The organism is Zobellia galactanivorans, assembly GCF_000973105.1.
GTDB classification, from domain to species: domain Bacteria; phylum Bacteroidota; class Bacteroidia; order Flavobacteriales; family Flavobacteriaceae; genus Zobellia; species Zobellia galactanivorans.
Genome location: NC_015844.1, coordinates 155,296 through 173,698 on the forward strand (window position 1 = coordinate 155,296; position 18,403 = coordinate 173,698).

The 18,403-nt window shown below is 41.7% G+C and carries 15 protein-coding genes; 8 read left to right on the forward strand and 7 right to left on the reverse strand.

Going from position 1 to position 18,403, the window contains the following annotated elements; all coding sequences use genetic code 11:
• The first annotated feature begins 186 nt into the window (after nt 1-186).
• The 5 genes from ZOBGAL_RS00695 (at nt 187) to ZOBGAL_RS00715 (ending at nt 5,491) form a co-directional block, all read left to right on the forward strand.
• A complete protein-coding gene (locus ZOBGAL_RS00695; RefSeq protein WP_046287670.1) occupies nt 187-516 on the forward strand; it encodes a PadR family transcriptional regulator in 330 nt (109 codons plus the stop codon).
• 64 nt (nt 517-580) lie between these two features.
• On the forward strand, nt 581-2,422 hold the full coding sequence (locus ZOBGAL_RS00700) for a PspC domain-containing protein (protein ID WP_013991528.1): 1,842 nt from the start codon (nt 581-583) through the stop codon (nt 2,420-2,422).
• A gap of 121 nt (nt 2,423-2,543) precedes the next feature.
• Nucleotides 2,544-3,275 carry a head GIN domain-containing protein gene (locus ZOBGAL_RS00705; protein ID WP_013991529.1) on the forward strand — a complete coding sequence of 244 codons (732 nt, stop codon included), beginning with the start codon at nt 2,544-2,546 and terminating at the stop codon, nt 3,273-3,275.
• Between the two features lie 162 nt (nt 3,276-3,437).
• Nucleotides 3,438-4,451: a dipeptide epimerase gene (locus tag ZOBGAL_RS00710; protein ID WP_013991530.1), complete on the forward strand. Its 1,014-nt coding sequence runs from the start codon at nt 3,438-3,440 to the stop codon at nt 4,449-4,451.
• Nucleotides 4,448-5,491 carry an aminotransferase class I/II-fold pyridoxal phosphate-dependent enzyme gene (locus tag ZOBGAL_RS00715; RefSeq protein ID WP_013991531.1) on the forward strand — a complete coding sequence of 348 codons (1,044 nt, stop codon included), beginning with the start codon at nt 4,448-4,450 and terminating at the stop codon, nt 5,489-5,491. The genes ZOBGAL_RS00710 and ZOBGAL_RS00715 overlap by 4 nt, the downstream gene beginning before the upstream one ends.
• Nucleotides 5,492-5,506: 15 nt before the next feature.
• Here the strand turns inward: ZOBGAL_RS00715 and ZOBGAL_RS00720 are convergent, their stop codons facing one another.
• Together ZOBGAL_RS00720 and ZOBGAL_RS00725 are read right to left on the reverse strand one after the other, a co-directional pair.
• Complete coding sequence (locus ZOBGAL_RS00720; protein WP_013991532.1) at nt 5,507-6,985, reverse strand: SusD/RagB family nutrient-binding outer membrane lipoprotein; 1,479 nt, start codon at nt 6,983-6,985, stop codon at nt 5,507-5,509.
• An 11-nt stretch (nt 6,986-6,996) separates the two neighbouring features.
• Complete coding sequence (locus ZOBGAL_RS00725; RefSeq protein WP_013991533.1) at nt 6,997-10,152, reverse strand: SusC/RagA family TonB-linked outer membrane protein; 3,156 nt, start codon at nt 10,150-10,152, stop codon at nt 6,997-6,999.
• Nucleotides 10,153-10,420: 268 nt separating this feature from the next.
• On the opposite strand from ZOBGAL_RS00725, the gene ZOBGAL_RS00730 reads away from it, so the two are divergent.
• Both ZOBGAL_RS00730 and ZOBGAL_RS00735 read left to right on the forward strand, forming a co-directional pair.
• The gene (locus ZOBGAL_RS00730; RefSeq protein WP_046287261.1) at nt 10,421-10,867 is read left to right on the forward strand and encodes a hypothetical protein; all 447 of its coding nucleotides are present in this window, start codon (nt 10,421-10,423) and stop codon (nt 10,865-10,867) included.
• 80 nt (nt 10,868-10,947) lie between these two features.
• Nucleotides 10,948-11,394, forward strand: a complete 447-nt coding sequence (locus tag ZOBGAL_RS00735; RefSeq protein ID WP_013991536.1) for a hypothetical protein — start codon at nt 10,948-10,950, stop codon at nt 11,392-11,394.
• 67 nt (nt 11,395-11,461) lie between these two features.
• Here ZOBGAL_RS00735 and trxB read toward each other — a convergent pair whose 3' ends face one another.
• Both trxB and ZOBGAL_RS00745 read right to left on the reverse strand, forming a co-directional pair.
• Nucleotides 11,462-12,427, reverse strand: a complete 966-nt coding sequence (gene trxB / locus ZOBGAL_RS00740) for a thioredoxin-disulfide reductase (protein ID WP_013991537.1) — start codon at nt 12,425-12,427, stop codon at nt 11,462-11,464.
• Nucleotides 12,428-12,747: 320 nt separating this feature from the next.
• Nucleotides 12,748-13,593 (reverse strand): universal stress protein, encoded by an 846-nt coding sequence (locus ZOBGAL_RS00745; protein WP_013991538.1) that lies wholly within the window; start codon nt 13,591-13,593, stop codon nt 12,748-12,750.
• 261 nt (nt 13,594-13,854) lie between these two features.
• Between ZOBGAL_RS00745 and ZOBGAL_RS00750 the strand changes: the two genes are divergently transcribed.
• Nucleotides 13,855-14,559, forward strand: coding sequence for a LytR/AlgR family response regulator transcription factor (locus ZOBGAL_RS00750; RefSeq protein WP_013991539.1), 705 nt, complete (start codon nt 13,855-13,857; stop codon nt 14,557-14,559).
• Nucleotides 14,560-14,614: 55 nt separating this feature from the next.
• Here the strand turns inward: ZOBGAL_RS00750 and galK are convergent, their stop codons facing one another.
• The 3 genes from galK to ZOBGAL_RS00765 all read right to left on the reverse strand — a co-directional run bounded on the left by galK (nt 14,615) and on the right by ZOBGAL_RS00765 (nt 18,384).
• On the reverse strand, nt 14,615-15,745 hold the full coding sequence (galK, locus tag ZOBGAL_RS00755) for a galactokinase (RefSeq protein ID WP_013991540.1): 1,131 nt from the start codon (nt 15,743-15,745) through the stop codon (nt 14,615-14,617).
• 6 nt (nt 15,746-15,751) lie between these two features.
• The gene (locus ZOBGAL_RS00760; RefSeq protein WP_046287671.1) at nt 15,752-16,888 is read right to left on the reverse strand and encodes a formylglycine-generating enzyme family protein; all 1,137 of its coding nucleotides are present in this window, start codon (nt 16,886-16,888) and stop codon (nt 15,752-15,754) included.
• A 155-nt stretch (nt 16,889-17,043) separates the two neighbouring features.
• Nucleotides 17,044-18,384 (reverse strand): Gfo/Idh/MocA family protein, encoded by a 1,341-nt coding sequence (locus ZOBGAL_RS00765; protein WP_013991542.1) that lies wholly within the window; start codon nt 18,382-18,384, stop codon nt 17,044-17,046.
• Nucleotides 18,385-18,403 lie beyond the last annotated feature (19 nt).

An 18,403-nucleotide genomic window follows, 5' to 3' on the forward strand; every position in this document is an offset into this window, starting at 1 on the left:
AAAAAGGAGTTTATTCATCAATCAATTTACCCTGGTTCCGCAACAAGGGCCCCACTAATCACGGGGCGATAACCTCAGCGGAACCAGAGTAGACAAAAAACGAACAATCACACTATGCAGGGTACCATTTACGAACAGACACGTTCCCCCAATTTTAAGGAACTGCATAAAAAGCAAAACGAAATTATGAATGTAGAAAATACAAAAGCACAGATGCGCAAGGGCGTTTTGGAGTACTGTATTTTGTCTATCTTAAACGGAAAAGACAAATACGCCTCTGAAATTCTCGCCACGCTGAAAGATGCTAAAATGCTTGTCGTAGAGGGCACCATTTATCCTCTGCTAACCCGATTAAAAAATGCGGGACTTCTCAGTTATCGTTGGGAAGAATCAACTTCCGGCCCACCGAGAAAGTACTACGCCCTGACAGAAAAAGGTAAGCTTTTCCTAAAGGAACTGGACAGTACGTGGGACGAGCTAAGAACAGCTACAAATTTGGTAACCAACAATCAATAAACCTAAAAAAACCGCCCTGTAACAGCAACCCCCTTATGGGCTTACAGCGAAAAAAAGACTAAAAATGAACAAAACTATAAACATTAATCTAGCGAATATGCTCTTCCATATGGATGAAGATGCATACAACAAAATGCAGCGCTACCTAGAGTCGGTAAAGCGCTCTTTCGCCAATACCCCGGGCAGTGACGAAATACTGGCCGATATTGAGGCGCGTATAGCCGAACTCTTCCATGAGAAGCTCGACAACGAGCGCCAGGTCATTACCATAAAACAGGTAGACGAGGTAATCGCCATCATGGGGCAGCCTGAAGATTATATGGTGGACGAAGATATCTTTGAAGACGAACCCCATACGGGAAGAACGAATTCCGATCATAGAAAATCAAAGAAACTATACCGCGATACCGAGCAGAAATACGTAGCCGGTGTATCTTCGGGTTTGGCCCACTACTTTAATATCGACCCTTTGTGGATCCGTCTTTTATGGGTACTTCTGACCATAGGTTCTACCGGTGGGTTTATCCTGATCTATGGCCTACTTTGGTTATTGATCCCTGAAGCCGCCACAACTGCGCAAAAATTGGATATGCGGGGGGAGGACGTCAACATCAGCAATATAGAACGCAAGGTCAAGGAAGGCTTTGATGATGTTGCCCAAAAAATTAAGAGCGTTGATTATGAAGGTGTAGGTAACAAGGTAAAAAGCGGAGGTAAGTCGTTTTTTGACACCCTTGGGGACATTATCATGTTCTTCTTTAAGGTCATCGGAAAGTTCATTGGCATTATCTTGATCATTATCGGGGCCTCGACTATCATAGGCCTTTTTATAGGCATGATAACCGTGGGTATTTCCGATATGGTTCAGATACCTGGCCTTAATATGTACAATCTGGTAGATGCCAGTAACATGCCCATTTGGCTCGTATCCATACTCGGTTTCTTAGCCATAGGCATTCCGTTTTTCTTCCTTTTGTACCTAGGTTTGAAAATTTTGGTCAACAACTTAAAGTCCATCGGTAATATTGCGAAGTTCTCTTTATTGGGACTCTGGTTGATCTCGATTATCATGCTCATTGTCTTTGGTATCAAACAAGCTGCCGCAAGAGCCTACTCAGACACTTCCGAGCTTACCGAAGACCTTTATTTTAGAGACCTAACGGATACATTGGACATTCAGGTAGTAGCCTACGATACCCGGTTCAGGAACAAAAGAAGGGTTGAATTGGACGGACTCACCATTACCCGGAACGAAGCTGGAGAAGAGGTTATGGTTCTTGACGACGTCAGCTTTTATATTGAACGTTCACGAGACTCGATAGCCAAAATAGAAATCGTTAAGGAATCCGACGGTTCTTCCTTTAAAAAGGCCGAAGAATTGGCCGAAAAGATCAATTACGAATACAAAATAGAAGGCAATACCTTGTTGCTCGAAGACTTTTTGACCACCGCCCGTGAGAACAAAATCATGAACCAAGAAGTACGGGTAAACATATTCATACCTGCGGGTGCCCTTTTAAAGTACAACAAAGAAAGTGGTTTTAACTGCTGGAGGTTCCATGCCAAAAATGATAGGGACCTAGACGGTTGCGAAATTAAAGGCGAGATATGGAAAATGGGTGCCGACGGGGAGTTAAAATGTCAAGAATGCCCAGAAATATCAGATATTGAAGAAGACGACGGCAATGGAAGGAACAAGATCAGAATAAACAAAAACGGCATCGATATCGATATTCAAGACGACGGTGAATCTTTCAAAATGAAAATTGATGAAGAAGGGGTGCAAATAAAGGCCCATGAAAACGATGCCAATGGAAAAAACGAAATCAACATAAATGAAGATGGCATCAACATAGACGTTGATGACAATCATCCAGAACCAGAAGCACCTGATCCAAAAATTTAAACCAGGGCACCCTATTGGCCCAGTGTAATCAATTCAGCAACAACATTTGACATTTGAGTCTGAAAATCTGGCCAAAACACAACATATAGTGCAATTTTACATCAATCTTAAAACAACGATCATGACAACTTTAATTCGTATTGCAATAGCATTTTTAGTAGCGCTATTTTTATCTTCTTGCGGTTTTGACATAAACCTCGGGGATTTTGGCGCGGGAGAAAAGGGTAACGGAACCGTGGTAACCGACAAACGGGATATTACGGACGAATTCACAAAGGTATCGGCTTCGGAAGGCCTAGCCGTCTACGTGACGCAATCTAAAGAGTTCGACATAAAAGTAGAGGCGGACGAAAATATCATAGACCTCATTGCCACGGACATTAAAAACGGGAAATTACGTATCCACGCCAAACAGAATATAGGCCGTGCCACTAAAAACGTATATGTCTCACTTCCGGTCATTTCAAATTTAAGTGCCTCTAGCGGATCGCGGATACAGACCGAAAAAGCCCTTAAAAGTGATAATCTTGACATAGACGGTAGCAGCGGGGCCCAAATCAATATTCAATTGGTTGCCGATGCCTTGGAAATAGACGCCAGCAGTGGCGCTAACCTCAACATATCGGGACAAGCCAACCGGGCTGACGTAGATGTGAGCAGTGGAGCCAATATCAACGCCAAAAATCTATCGATCCAGACCTGTTCGGCAGATGCCAGCAGCGGCGGAAACATTAAGATCCATGTATCGAAATCGCTTATAGCCGATGCTAGTAGCGGAGGTAACATAGCCTATTCGGGCAATGCCAGCGTAAAAACTAAAAAATCGGTTTCAGGTAGCGTACACAAGTATTAAGGCCACATTACATACAACCACCAATGCAAGCTGTCGAATTTTCGGCAGCTTGTTTTTGGTTTAACCCCAGATCAGGCTTCATCTTTTTAACTTTTCAAAAAAAAGCCGCAAGACCGGCACAATCCTTTTTTCTCTTTTTATATTAGTGGAAACAATTGGACCATGCAGTTAGATTTAAAAAAATACGTTTTAGCCCTAAAACACACCTTTAGTATTTCACGCGAATCACACGATTTTCAAGATACGCTTATCCTTAGTCTTTCCTTAGACGGAAAAACCGGTTATGGTGAAACCACATCAAACCCGTACTACAACATTACCGTTGAAAGCATGATGGCGGAAATTGAAACCATCCGAAAAGAAATAGAAGATTTCCACATCGATCACCCTGAAAACTTCCATGCTTTTTTGACAAGTAAAAAGCTATCCAATTTTGCGATCTGCGCGTTAGACCTTGCCGCTTGGGACCTTTATGGCAAATTACAAGGGAAGCCCCTTTATGACATATGGGGTACCGGCAACACTTCTTATCCAACCACGAATTATACCATAGGCATCGCCCCCGTTGAAAAAATGGTGGAAAAAATGAAAGAAATGCCATGGCCTATTTATAAGATCAAACTAGGGACCGAAGACGATGTTGCCATCGTTAAGGCCCTGCGCCAGCATACCGATGCCGTATTTCGAATAGACGCCAACTGTGCCTGGTCTGCCGACGAGACCATTGCCAATGCCCCATTACTCAAGGAGTTGGGCGTTGAGTTTCTTGAACAGCCCTTAAAGGCCGATGATTGGGACGGGATGCAAAAAGTGAAGCAACACAGCGTTCTCCCCGTTATTGCCGATGAAAGCTGTATCGTTGAAAGTGATGTAAAACAATGTGGGGACTATTTTAACGGCATCAACATCAAACTCACCAAATGCGGTGGCCTTACCCCTGCCCTACGTATGATACACGAAGCAAAACAAATGGGACTCAAGGTTATGGTGGGCTGTATGACGGAATCTACCGTGGGTATTTCCGCCATTGCCCAACTGGTTCCGCAACTGGACTTTGTAGATATGGACGGACCATTGCTACTCAAATCGGATATTGCCGACGGTGTAAAAATATTGCCTGACGGAAAGCTCATCTTTCCGCGATTGAACGGAACAGGAGTAAGCCTAAGGCCATGAACCACTATATAGATACATTTCCTGGAAGAAAAATCACCATTGACGGGGTTTCGCACCTCTATTTTGGAGGCACCTCATACTTGGGCCTTCAGACCGATGCCGATTTTCAGAAACTATTTATAAAAAATATCAAGAAGTATGGCACCAACTATGGGGCCTCCAGAAAATCGAATATCCGTTTATCGGTATTTGATAAAGCCGAAGCGTATTTAGCGGACTTAGTGGGCAGCGAAGCCTGTATCTCGTTGTCATCGGGTTATTTGGCCGGTCAGTTTTTAGCCCAGGCCCTCAATACCAAAGCACATCAATTCTTCTATGCGCCCAACACCCATTCGGCCCTCTATCAGGAAAAAATCAAACCCTATACCACCTTTGCGGCATTGAACATTGCCGTTCGCGAGCATTTATCCTCTAGTAAGACGACTCCTGTAGTCTTTTTGGACGGTATCGATTTCTCTGGATGCAACTACCCCCATTTTGAAGCCTTGCAAGTTCTTCCTTTGGACAAAATTCTTTTAGTTGTCGATGACTCCCATGGATTGGGAATCGTAGGTAAAAATGGCGGAGGCGTCTATAGCATCTTGGCAAAACTGAATATCAAGGAACTTATCGTATGTGGATCTTTGGGCAAAGGCTTCGGTATTCAGGCAGGTGCCATTTTCGGCACTAAGGCGCGTCTAGCCGCTTTGGCCGACACCTCATTCTTCGGAGGAGCCAGTCCGGCTACCCCTGCGGCCATGGCCACACTATTGGAGGCCGATGGCCTATATGGTTTAAAAAGGAATCGTCTACAACGGAACATCGCCTATTTTTTGGACCATCTCAAAAAGCGAAAACAGTTCCATTTTATGCAGGACCATCCTGCCTTTACGTTTTCAAACGTTCAGTTGACCGAATACCTTGCCGCCCATAAAATTATAGTTACGAGTTTTCCCTATCCTGACAAAAACGCCCAGCTCATGAGCAGGATCGTTTTGAGTGCCGCACACAAAAAGAAGGATATCAAGCATCTATTGGAATGCGTTAATATCCTTCCTTAAAAATGTCAATTGTATTTAGTCTTTATCCCACCATACTGGATCGATAGGTGATTTTTTATTAGCCTGAACATTTTCTGGATTCCTAGTTTCTTCTTGATCAGGGTAAGATGCCCGAACAAACCAAGCCCCGGGGAATTCTGTTTCTGCATTATCTAACGGCAGTTCCAAATCTTTAAACACATCTGATGAAAAATCATATCTTCTAAAATCAACATATGTTTCTGCATTTAAAAAATTGGCAATATATTTTTCCTTCATAATGTGATGTAACATCAAATTAGTCTCCCCTACCGCAATAGCGCCATCTTCCAAGTATGCAGATCCATCAACGCCTAACTTATTCATATTAGCCTCAATACCCATCAAATAAGCCGTATAGGCATCAGCAGTAGAACCTAAACTTGTTTCTGTACCTCCGTTTACCAAAAATTCAGCTTCTGCCCTAATAAAGAGTGCTTCTGCATATGTAATTACACCAATAGGAGAATCTATCGAAGTATAAAAACCATCATCTGCGAAATCAGTATTTGCATCTTCTCCGTCAGATGAAATTCCTCCTCCACCACTTACATAACCTCTATAAGGGCTTCCTTCATCCCCTTCATTGTCCGCATACACAGGAAGGCGGGGGTCAAAGAGCAGCATGCCACTTTCAAAAGGATAGGAAGTTCCGTTCATGTAACTTACCAATTGATCACCAATCTTATCGTGTACATTACCGGTTCTCTCAGCTAAAACTTCTCGTGAATGCCAAGGGTTTATATTTCGCTCCTCAAAATTTATTTCAAAATCATCATCGTTGGATATGAAACCGTTTTTCAAACTCAGTAATGCCGCATTAGCAGCTTCTACTCCATTTACTTCTGTTAGATGCAAAGCATACCTTGCCTTTAACGTATAGGCTGCACGAAGCCATTTATCTGCATCGCCCCCATATACAATATCTCCAGTAGTAGGTAAAAATTCCGAAGCGTTTGCCTGGTCAAGGTCCGATATGGCATCACTCAAAAGCAGATTAATACTCGAATAAATAGATTCTTGTGAATCAAATACAGGTTTAAGGTTTTCTGTACCCTGAAAAGCTTCCGAATAAGGGATACTCCCATAACTATCCGTGGCCAGACCGAGATTAATAGCCGTCAATACCTTTGCAATTCCCCTAAAGTGATTAGACCCTGTTTCTTCAGCTTTGTTTAATATGGTCTTTATATTCGGCAAGGCGTATAAATATATATTACTCCATGTACTCCCTATTGATGTAGTACCGATTGTTGTTCCTCCTTGACCTGTAAAATACTGAGTATAATTACCAAAACTCCTTTCTGCATAATACTGCGCCATTACCGTATGATAAATAGCCGGGGCCAACAAATCGTTCATCCCCAATTGATCTTCGGTCGCAGAGCCGGACGGTACATTTACATCAAAATATTCATCGCTACAACCTAAGGCCAAAAAGGCTAACGATATGATAGATATATAAAACTTTTTCATCTGTTTTTTTTTTAGAATTCAAGGCTAAGGCCAAGTGAATAATTCTGCGTTAATGGAGTAGTCAAACCTGTAAAGCCGTAAATATTGCTTCCGGCGCTAAACTGGTTACTTTCGGGGTCGAACCCATCAAAAGGTGTCCACAATATGATGTTATTCGCACTAGCATTTACAGCTACTTTAGTCAATCCTATACGTCTAACAAATTCTTTAGGCATGTCATAAGAAACTCCAATATTTCGAAGTTTTACCCAAGAACCATCTTGCAGTAATACTTCTGAAGCCGCACTGTAGACCGAACTACTTCTATAAAAATCATCTGCATTAATTAAAGCTGGCTTCGTATTTGGTACAAAGCCACCACTTCCATCTGACACAACACCTTCTAGAATCTTTGTCTTATCACGGAATTCGGTTAACGCAAGGTTACCATTTCTGAGAGAATTTCTTAAACCACGGTCATATAAGTCCCCTCCTGCCTTATACTCAATCAAGAAATTTAAACCAAAATTCTTGTATTTGAAATAATTGGACATAGACAATATGTAATCTGGAAATGCATTCCCTACGAGAACTTTTGCATTTTCGCCTTCAAAGTAATACCCAGAGTTCTCAGAACCTGTTACTACCCAGTATCCACTATCATCCACATAACGTTGCCCGTCAGGTGCCGTTTGAAACACCCAACCATATAAGGCTCCCAATTCATCACCGACTTTAGCTTTTCCCGTAATGAAATCATCATAAAATACAATCTCATCCAAATCTTCAGGTATAGCCGTTACTTCCCCTGCTGTTGTTGAAAAGTTGACGACTGATTCCCAATTAAAGGTTTCGCCACTGATAAGTTTTGCACTCAATAAAAACTCATGTCCCCATGTTTTATAATCTCCTGCATTTCTAATAACACTAGACAGACCCGAAGAATATGCCGAACCTACGGGAAATATCTGATCTCTTACTTTAGTGTTATAATAAGAATAATCAAGCCTTATGCGATTATCCCAAAAACGTAAATCGGCACCTACTTCCAAAGTATTGCTTCTCTCGGGAATAAGTTCAGTATCACCAAACTGAGTACTAGCCCTAAAGCCCCCGGCCCCACTAAAAGGAAAGTCACTGTCTTTTATAAAGTACTGTCCAATCTGTCCGAAGTTCGGACCTTTACCCACTTGTGCCCAAGAACCTCTTAGTTTTCCAAAAGTGAAGAATTTTCCTTCTGGATCCAATAGGTCGTTAAATAAATAAGATAGGCTTACCGATGGGTAAAAAAATGATCTGTTTTTTGGAGGCATAACCGAAATCCAGTCATTACGTCCGGTTACAGATAAAAACAGAACATCTTTATAACCAAATCTTAAATCTCCAAAAACACCCATATTTCTTAACTGAGTTACCGTTTTATCCCCAAAAAGATTAGTGGTATTACTAATTTCCTTGATACCAGGAAGATTCAATCCCTCCCCCCTGAGATAAGAGTAGTTTGTCTTGGTATCGGATAGTTGATGACCAACCGTAAGCGTAGATGAGAAATCTTCGGAAAAATCTTTAGTGAAAGTGGCTAACAAATTTGATTCGACCCCAGTAAAATTGATATTCTCATTTACCAAGAATCCGCCGATTTGAGAACCGGCATCTACATCCGGCGGTACAAAACGGTTACGAAGATCCGAGTAGTTATCTACCTGTACAGCATATGAAATATTAGCCCATTCCGCAGGGTTCCAATTTAACGTAATGTTACCTACCCATCTATTTACATCATCTTTCAGATTACTTGTTTCTGCAAGATATCTTGGATTATCCGCAATACCATCAGTATAATTTTTTTCGCTTCCATCAGGTAACAAATAATCATTTACATCAAAAGTTGCAGACCAGTAGGACAAGGCACTGTAAATAGATTTGTCCCCACCAGTTCCACGGGTCCCTCCTGAATTTGTAAAAGCGATTGAAGAATTTACATTAAACTTATCATTTACCTTATATCCTCCCTTAAAACGGAAATTAATTTTATCATAAGATGTATTTGGCTCAATGCCTTCATCACTACTTTTCCCAGCTGACAGATAATAATCAAGCTTATCCGTTGCCCCACTCAAATTAAAGTTGATCTGAGTATTTACTCCAGTTTTAAAAAAATCATAAGGGTCGTTGAAGCTATCATTGCTAAGGTCTATGACCGTTCCATCTTCCAAAGCAAAAGAATCATCGGTATAAGGAACTCCCCAAGAATAAAATGAAAAGCCCGCATAATAATTATAGCCGTTAGGTTGACTAGAGTCTTCAACCGCAGGTATTCTTGAGGTACGATGGCCTTCACGGTATGTAGTCTGCAAAGTTGGTGTTTTTCTAACCTCTCTAACTGTTGTAGATGCCGTTACCCCAACTTTGACCTTCCCTTGTCTTCCCTTTTTAGTAGTAATTACAATGGCTCCGTTAGAAGCTCGAATACCATATAAAGATGTCGCTGCGGCCCCCTTAAGCACATTGAAGCTTTCTATATCTTCGGGGTTAATATCCCCTGCCCTGTTCGAGAAAGAGAATTGTTCGTTACTACCTGAAGCATTAGAACCTGCACTAGGAAGTACATTACCCGCAAAGGTATCGTTGTTAAGCGCGATACCATCAACAATTATTAAAGGTTGGTTATCCCTACCAGGATTTACGGAAGTCACACCTCGTATCAAAATATCAACACCCCCACCTGCAGCCCCAGATGTTCGATTGATTTGGACACCGGCAACCCTACCCTGAAGGGTTTCCAAGGGGTTAACGTTTCCTGCCAGTGTTAACTCATCAGCATCAACTTTTTGTACAGCATAACCGAGGGTCTTCGTTTCCTTTTCCAAACCAAAAGCTGTTACTACAACCTCGCTCAATTGCTGTGCATCTTCTTCAAGAACTACATTAATAGTTTGATTACTACCGATTGTAACCCTCTTAGTTTTCATACCAATATATGAAAAGCTCAAAACATCACCTTGAGAAGCGGTTATTGTGTATTTTCCATCAAAATCCGTGGTTCCTCCCTTGTTCGTTCGTTCGACTACAATGGAGACTCCCGGTAGCGGAACATTTTCTGCATCTGTGACGCTGCCCGAAATTGTTTGTCCGAAAGAAGTGTAAGAACACAAGAGGACAAACATTACTAGTGTAATATTTTTCATGTGTATTTAGAGTTAGTTTATCTAATAAAATTAGCGAATAATTAACAAACACTTAACGCTCCGAAGGAAAAATCACACTTCTGTAAAATAACTTCCTCTAATTATGAATATGCTGTTTTTATATTCTTTGAATTTTCAAACACATAATATGAAAGATTTTACCTACAGTATCAATATCTCAATTTTCTGTTACAAAAAATACGATTTTCCTAAAATTTGTTGTAACTTATTGGTACAAAACCGCTTATCCACCTAAAATAACACTACTATGAAACAGCTTATAGGATTGGCTCTAATGATGCTTCTGCTCATCTCAGCAACAAAGAACCCGAAGAACGTTCCCGAACTTCACCCAACGATAGAAGGTACTTGGGAATTGGTCAGCCGCTACAACTACGACGGTGAAAACGTTACCGATACACTCACCCCCGAAAAGGGATACCACCAGATCAAAATGTTCTATAACGGAAAAATCATGTGGACGCGCTATACCCCCAACAAAACGGTTGAATGGTTCGGCTATGGCTCTTACGAGACCACGGATAATTCCCTTATGGAAAAACTGGAATATATGTCGGCTTCCATGCGAAAAATAGCTAATCCCGATATGGTATGGCGTATGGAGCTTCAATTAAAGAACAACACCTATACCCAAATTTCATTGGATGAAGACGGAGGACGCATTGCTTCGGAAAATTACCGGAGAATAGATTAAACCCGATTCCTTTACGGACTGTTCGTTTTTACTGTCCGATATTACATACCCCTTGTTCAGTAACCTTAAAAACACTTGCCATGAAAAAATTAATCACGATACTCATCTTCTCGCTTTTAATGATTTCCGCCACCGAATACCGTCCTACAGCAAACTTTCACCCTACAATTGAAGGTACATGGGAGTTGGTCAGTTTCTACAACTATGAAGACGGGGTAACCCCCTCCGACACCTTATTGATCGCCGATGGTTACCGCCAAATTAAAATGTATTACAACGGCAAAGTAATGTGGACCCGTTATGTACCCAATGATTCCGTCGAGTGGTTCGGCTATGGTTCTTACGAGACCACCGACAGTACCTTAACCGAAAAATTGGAATACATGTCCGCCTCTATGCGTAAGATCACCAATTCGGATATGCTATGGGATATGGAACTGCTACTGGAAAAAGACAGGTACAGCCAAATTTTCACGGACGAGGAAGGAAATAGAATCAATTCAGAAAACTACAAACGCCTCGATTAAACCATTGATGGCCACAAATAATAAAAGCTGCGAAACGCAGCTTTTTTCTTGTATTATATAAGGTATTCTACACCGTTTCCTGTGGGGTTTCAACCGTTGCCAGATAACGCTCCGCATCTAGTGCGGCCATACAGCCCGTACCTGCAGCGGTAACCGCTTGACGATATTCCTTATCTTGTGCATCACCACTAGCAAAAACACCTGGTTTATTGGTTTTGGTAGACTTTCCTTTGGTTATAATATAACCGGTTTCATCCATATCCAATTGCCCCTTGAATATATCGGTATTGGGTTTATGTCCGATGGCAATAAAGAGTCCCGTAATGGCAATATCCTCTTTTTCCCCTGTCTGATTATTCACCATACGCAACCCTTCGACCACTTGGTCACCTAACACTTCATCGACTTCGGTATTATACCTGATCTCGATATTTTTAATGCTTTGGACACGATGTTGCATAGCCTTAGAGGCCCGCATATGGTCTTTTCGGATCAACATGGTCACTTTATTACATATATTGGCCAGATACGAAGCTTCTTCGGCAGCGGTATCACCGGCACCAACGATGGCTACATCTTGACCCTTATAGAAGAACCCGTCACAAACGGCACAGGCAGAAACTCCCCCACCCCTTAGACGCTGCTCACTCGGTATGTTCAAATATTTGGCAGAGGCCCCGGTAGAAATAATAATGGTCTCCGCTTCTATAGTCTTACTATCATCGATGGTCACCTTGTGTATTCCTCCAACGGTATCGCTCAACTCAACCGCCGTGACCATACCTATACGAACCTCGGTTCCGAAACGTTCGGCCTGTTGCTGTAATTGGACCATCATACTTGGGCCGTCTATACCTTCTGGATACCCTGGAAAATTATCGACCTCCGTGGTAGTGGTCAATTGCCCTCCGGGCTCCATCCCTGTATATACCACTGGTTTCAAATCTGCACGGGCTGCATAAATAGCCGCGGTATAACCCGCAGGTCCCGATCCTATAATCAACGTTTTCAGCCTTTCTATTTTCTCAGACATAATCAAATACTCATTTTAGATAGTTAATGAACAAATGTAACTTTTTTGCAAAAAGCCTGTTGTAAAAGTTATCAAAAGTTTTGTGTATTGGTCGGTTTAGATTACAGTACTTACAAACCGCGATATAGTCAACTATAGTCGTGCCCCAAAGGTTCTGGACACTATTTTTACTGTTTGGTTTTTCACATAAAAATTGTTCAAAAACCAAATTTCTAACGCATAACGTCCTCAATCTTCCGGATAAAATCCATACTTTCAGAGGAACGGTCCTAGGTAGCCTAGGCCATAATCGACAAATCTTTACGGAAAGATACAATGGACTATTCCTCTACCGGAACGACCATAAAAGGAATGTCTACGCAAAAACTAACTTTTTTGATTACAGGTTCATGGGTTAGTTTCTCTATAAAGTCGTGATTGTATTTGAACATCGTCAACAAATCGATGTCCAATTCCTTTAAAAATACCTGAATACCTTTTGTTTTGTTTCCAAAATTGGGCATCCAATGAAAAGAGGGCTTGAATTCTTCCAAATAGGTCTCCAAAGTGTTCCTATTCGATTCTTGAATACGGTTCAAGCGTTCTTCTTCGAATATGTGCATGATATGCATGGATGCACCAAAGCGAGAAAGTACCTGCTTTATGGGGTTTAGAATATCGGCAGAGAAGTTTCTCTTGTAATTGGTTACAAAAGCAACATTTTTAACCAATTGATAGGTATATCCGTTCGGAACGATCAGCATTGGACAAGTGGCCTCTTTTAATACGTCAACCGTTTTTGTACCTAAAAATGTCGCTTTTGCCCCTGTCGCGCCCTGGGTCCCCATCACAATTATATCTATCTGCTCATTTAGGACCATTTTTTGCACTTCCGCTCCCAAGGATTCAAATGCCACATGGGTCACAAACTGGTGACTAAGATTGGTATCGTCACTTTCCAATTCTTCACTTAGCTCGTTTATTTCACTTTCGGCCTCTACCTTCCAAGTATCGCCCAAGCCAATTTGACCCGGTGAGCCGAGAATATAATCGATCCGCTGAGCTGCCGGAGTGTAGGTATGCAACAAATAAAAAGTGCAGGCAACATCTTTATAGAAATGCAAGGCATAACGAATTGCATTTTTTGAGTTTTCGGAAAAATCTGTCGGTAATAGAACTTTGAGCATAGTTTCTTGTTTATAGGAATAAAATTATGGCATTCTAAATATCTAAAACATGACTTCTATCAGTTTTACCCTACATATAGATAAATTTATTCCCAAAATACGTAATGATTTGCTATAGATTCGTCAATAAAATATTAAACTCTATATTTGCAAAAGCTTACCTATATTTTTATATGGCCCCACAACTGTAAAAAAAGGTGATTAGTTTAATGAATATTTAACCTCTTTAAGAAGTTATACTTTTTAAATAATCCTCTGATTATGAACTCCGTAAAATTAACGTGTGTAGTTATCGACGATTCGAAGACTCAGCGTACCGCAGTTGCCCAACTTATCAAAAACCACATTAACCTGCGTTTTTTGGCCGATTATAAAAATGCAATAGAGGCTCAGAAGCATATGGAAAAAAACGAGGTCGACCTTGTTTTTCTCGATATAGAAATGCCGCTTGTAAATGGTTTTCAATTCATAGAATCGCTTGAAAACAGGCCCCAGATTATTCTTATTACGGGCAAGGCCGAATATGCCATGCAAGCTTTTGATTACGATGTTACCGATTATCTTCTTAAACCTATTTCCCAAGGCCGTTTTAATATTGCCATAAAGAAGGCTATACAGAACAAGGTTGTTCCTATGGAAAAGGAAGAAGATTTTATTTTTGTGAACAGTAAACTAAAAAAGGTAAAACTACTCTTAAGCGATATTAAATGGGTAGAAGGATTGGGCGATTACATTAAAGTAGTTACCGATGACGAGAACATTTTGATCTTATCGACCATGAAGGCCTTTATCGACAAATTGCCCGAAGACCAATTCCTTAGGGTACACAAGTCGTATATCATTAACCTAAACAAGGTTGAGAAGTTCAACGGTTCACAAGTTGAAGTATGCGGACACTCCATTCCGTTGAGCAGACACAAAAAATTGGCCTTGGAAGAGGCCCTTATGAACAGTACGGTACAATAACCGTCTCTTCCGCACTAAAAATAAAAAGGTCGATTTTAATAAATCGACCTTTTTATTAGTTGATAATATGGGTACCCCCACTTGGCTGTACTTCAAAAGCTTCCAAGTCAATATCGAATTTCTCTTTATAGTCCTTGGCGGCTTGGGTGACAAAATCGTCGACAGCATCCCCGTGAACGATATTCAATGTACATCCACCGAAACCTCCACCGGTCTGCCTTGCTCCCAAAACTTTAGGATTGTCTTTTGAAAAATCGACCAAAAAGTCAGATTCGGGGCAGCTTACTTCATATGCTTTGCTAATGCCTTCATGGGCACGATAGAGAATTTGACCGACTTCATCGAGGTTGTTTTTCTTCAATGCATCGACCATGGCCAAAACCCTGTCGTTTTCCTTAACAATAAAAGAACAACGTTTGTATACGGTTTCGCTCATTCCCTCTTTGCTCGAAAGCAACATTTCTTCATTCACGTCTCTCAAGGATTTCACCTCGGGATATTTCTTTTGAATAACACTTACCCCTTCTTCGCATTCTTTTTTACGCGTATTATACTCGCTCGAAGCCAAATTGTGCGAGACCTTGGTATTAAGGAGTATGATTTTATACGGATTCAGGTCTATTGGAATATGCTTATAGTCCAAGGAACGACAATCTAATAAAATTACGTTGCCGGCCTCGCTCATTACAGAGGCAAATTGGTCCATTATACCACATTGTGTTCCCACATAAGTATGCTCCGCCGTTTGCGAGAGCTGAACCATTTCAATTTTTGAAAGTCCAAGATCAAAGATCTCGTTCAGACCAAAAGCCAGACCACATTCTAAAGCAGCGGAAGAACTGAGTCCGGAACCTGTAGGCAAATTACTCTCTACCACACAATCGAAACCCCTCACCTTATCGGTTCTCTTTGAAATTTCGTTGAGCACCCCCAGAATATAGTTCTCCCACTCTATCTTGCTAACGGCAATGGCGTTCAAATCTATTTCAAAACCGGTATCGTAAGTCTTGCTATAAACACGACATTCGTTATCGGAGCCGTTCTTTTTAAAACTGAAGGTAATGTTCTTTTCTATTGCCGTTGGCAAAACATAGCCCATGTTATAATCGGTATGTTCGCCAATAAGGTTTATCCTACCCGGCGATGACACCACCAATTCGGGCGTAAAGTGTTCTAAAAATTGCATAAAAAATTATTTTTTTGAATTGCGGATCATATCAGGGGTAGCAACGGTTCTAAAGCCCAAATGTTCCAAGGAAGAATCTAGGCTCGTAGCCATTCTAGACGAAACCCTATAACTCGCGCAATAACTGGCATTGCACAGAAAAGAACCGCCTTTCATTACTTTTTCCCTGGCATAGGGATCTCTTTCGTTATAGGCCTGATCCGCTCCCAATGGGTTTTTGGCCACAGGGAAGGTCGTACTCAGTTCTTTGTAGTAATTGGTATTGTACCAATCGTTGGTCCATTCCCAAACATTTCCAGCCATATCATATAGCCCAAAATCATTTGCGGGATACGACTTAACGGGTGCCCGAAGGCCGAAACCATCGGTCTCGACATTGGTTACGGGAAATTCCCCTTCCCAAGTATTCGCCTTATCCGATAATTTAGCGTCCTCATCGCCCCAGAAATAAATAGTGTTCAAATGGTTGCCACGAGCAGCGCGCTCCCATTCGGCCTCGGTAGGCAAACGTCTATTGGCCCACTCACAATAGGCCAGGGCATCTTCATATGCAATATGTACTACAGGATAGTTTCCTTTGCCCTTAATGGAACTGCCTGGGCCATTGGGGTTTTTCCAATTTGCCCCTATCGTCCAACTCCACCATTGTGAAAAATCGTAAAGATTGGGCACGGAACTTTTTGCCTGTTTAAAGGTCAGGGAACCAGGCTGCATAATACTATCATGGGGTTTGGGCGTACCTTCAGGAAGCTGTTTTTTCATCTCTTCCCAATCGATCTCACGCTCTGCCACCGTTTTATAGCCTGTTTCATCCACGAATTTTTGAAATTCATCGTTGGTCACCTCGGTAATATCCATAAAGAAACCGTCTACCGCTACTTTATGGGCAGGTTTTTCGTGATCCATAGCCGCCTTATCTTGCGGTACTGCACCTTGAGAGAACACGGCTCCGGGTATCCACACCATTCCTTCGGGAGCGCTAACATCTTCCGGCATTTCCTTGACTACCGTAGTATCGACCTCCACTGCCTTGGGCGCCTCCACTGTTTCGGTAGGCACTGTTGCTTCCTCCTTGTTCTTCTTTTCTTCCTTACATCCTATTAACAAACAAAAAATGGCAAGGGGAATATAACTCTTAATCATATTGTACATAATTCAATTTCAAAAATGGATAACAAAGTTAAACCTATTTTTTTGGTATAGCATCATAATAAGGCCCAGCTGTTTTTTTTAAAACGGAAGCAAAAAAATGTCCCTATTATTAACAGGGACATCCTTATTTTGTGTTATCTGTAAATTTATATCACTACAGTTTCACCCGGCTTTGGTATGTTATACGTACCATCGGCATTGGGTTGCACCGGTGCTGGGGAATCCCAACTTAGTTCATCTGGGGCCAAATCGATATTGGACTGCATGGCTTCATCCCATTTAATGACTTTTCCAGAGTAAGTGGCCATTCTCCCCATTATGGCGCTCATAGTACTCTTTGCCCCATTTTCGGCATCGGCTATGACCCCTCCGTTTCTAATCGATTCAAAAAGTTTGATATGCTCTACTTGGTATGGATTCGGGTCGTCTTTTCCCCTATGTTCGAATATAGAACCACCGCTATAGTCTTTTAAGATGGCCGTATCCCCTTTGGTATAGACCGTACCCTTGGTTCCCTGAAAGAATTCGGAAACCTTGCTCATAGTCTCGGGCTGGTGGCGGCACTGACTTGCGATGACCGCTCCACTAGGGTAGGTATACTCTACAAAATGGTGGTCGAAAATTTCACCATGGTCTTTTCCTTTACGTACCTGTCTACCGCCCATACCCTGTGCTGAAATGGGGTATTCACCGATAAACCAGTTGGCTACGTCAATATTATGGATGTGCTGCTCTAAAATATGGTCTCCACATAACCAATTAAAGTAGTACCAATTGCGCATTTGATATTCAAGTTCAGTTTGCCCAGGCTGTCGCTCACGAACCCAAACACCACCACTGTTCCAGTAAACTTGTCCTGAAACAATTTTACCGATAGCATCTTTATTAAGATGTTCTAAAGCCGCCAAATAACTGTCTTGATAGTGTCTTTGAAGACCAACCACTACATTCAATTTGTTTTCTTTTGCCTTTTTTGCCGCAGCCAATACCTTACGTACGCCGGGTACATCGGTAGCTACAGGCTTTTCCATAAACACGTGCTTCCCATTGTTTACGGCATATTCAAAGTGCTGAGGACGAAAACCCGGTGGCGTCGCCAAAATGACTACATCGGCCAAATCGATCGCCTTGGTGGCCGCATCGAAACCAACGAATTGGTTCTTTTCCTTTACATTGATTTTTTTGGTCTCGCCCATGGCCTTGGAAATATTCGCCAAACTGCCTTTTAAGCGGTCTTCAAAGGCATCGGCCATAGCCACAAGCTCTATATTGTCATCGGCGGTCAAAGCCTGTACCGCGGCGCCAGTACCCCTGCCACCACAACCGACCAGTGCCAGTTTTAATTTTTTATCCCCTAATACATTTGCCATACCGCTCATCTGCAGGTTGGGCAACAACATGGCCCCTCCGGTAAAAAGGGCGGTGTTCTTTACGAAATCTCTTCTTGATTTTTTGGTCATACTGGTTTTGGTCTTGTCTGTTTTCATTTCCTGAATATTTCTGAAT

Excerpts from the sequence above, each read along its gene's own strand:
- ZOBGAL_RS00695 (WP_046287670.1), top strand. The coding sequence starts at position 187 with ATGAATGTAGAAAATACAAAAGCACAGATGCGCAAGGGCGTTTTGGAG.
- ZOBGAL_RS00700 (WP_013991528.1), top strand. The coding sequence starts at position 581 with ATGAACAAAACTATAAACATTAATCTAGCGAATATGCTCTTCCATATG.
- ZOBGAL_RS00705 (WP_013991529.1), top strand. The coding sequence starts at position 2,544 with ATGACAACTTTAATTCGTATTGCAATAGCATTTTTAGTAGCGCTATTT.
- ZOBGAL_RS00710 (WP_013991530.1), top strand. The coding sequence starts at position 3,438 with ATGCAGTTAGATTTAAAAAAATACGTTTTAGCCCTAAAACACACCTTT.
- ZOBGAL_RS00715 (WP_013991531.1), top strand. The coding sequence starts at position 4,448 with ATGAACCACTATATAGATACATTTCCTGGAAGAAAAATCACCATTGAC.
- ZOBGAL_RS00720 (WP_013991532.1), bottom strand. The coding sequence starts at position 6,985 with ATGAAAAAGTTTTATATATCTATCATATCGTTAGCCTTTTTGGCCTTA.
- ZOBGAL_RS00725 (WP_013991533.1), bottom strand. The coding sequence starts at position 10,152 with ATGAAAAATATTACACTAGTAATGTTTGTCCTCTTGTGTTCTTACACT.
- ZOBGAL_RS00730 (WP_046287261.1), top strand. The coding sequence starts at position 10,421 with ATGAAACAGCTTATAGGATTGGCTCTAATGATGCTTCTGCTCATCTCA.
- ZOBGAL_RS00735 (WP_013991536.1), top strand. The coding sequence starts at position 10,948 with ATGAAAAAATTAATCACGATACTCATCTTCTCGCTTTTAATGATTTCC.
- trxB (WP_013991537.1), bottom strand. The coding sequence starts at position 12,427 with ATGTCTGAGAAAATAGAAAGGCTGAAAACGTTGATTATAGGATCGGGA.
- ZOBGAL_RS00745 (WP_013991538.1), bottom strand. The coding sequence starts at position 13,593 with ATGCTCAAAGTTCTATTACCGACAGATTTTTCCGAAAACTCAAAAAAT.
- ZOBGAL_RS00750 (WP_013991539.1), top strand. The coding sequence starts at position 13,855 with ATGAACTCCGTAAAATTAACGTGTGTAGTTATCGACGATTCGAAGACT.
- galK (WP_013991540.1), bottom strand. The coding sequence starts at position 15,745 with ATGCAATTTTTAGAACACTTTACGCCCGAATTGGTGGTGTCATCGCCG.
- ZOBGAL_RS00760 (WP_046287671.1), bottom strand. The coding sequence starts at position 16,888 with ATGATTAAGAGTTATATTCCCCTTGCCATTTTTTGTTTGTTAATAGGA.
- ZOBGAL_RS00765 (WP_013991542.1), bottom strand. The coding sequence starts at position 18,384 with ATGAAAACAGACAAGACCAAAACCAGTATGACCAAAAAATCAAGAAGA.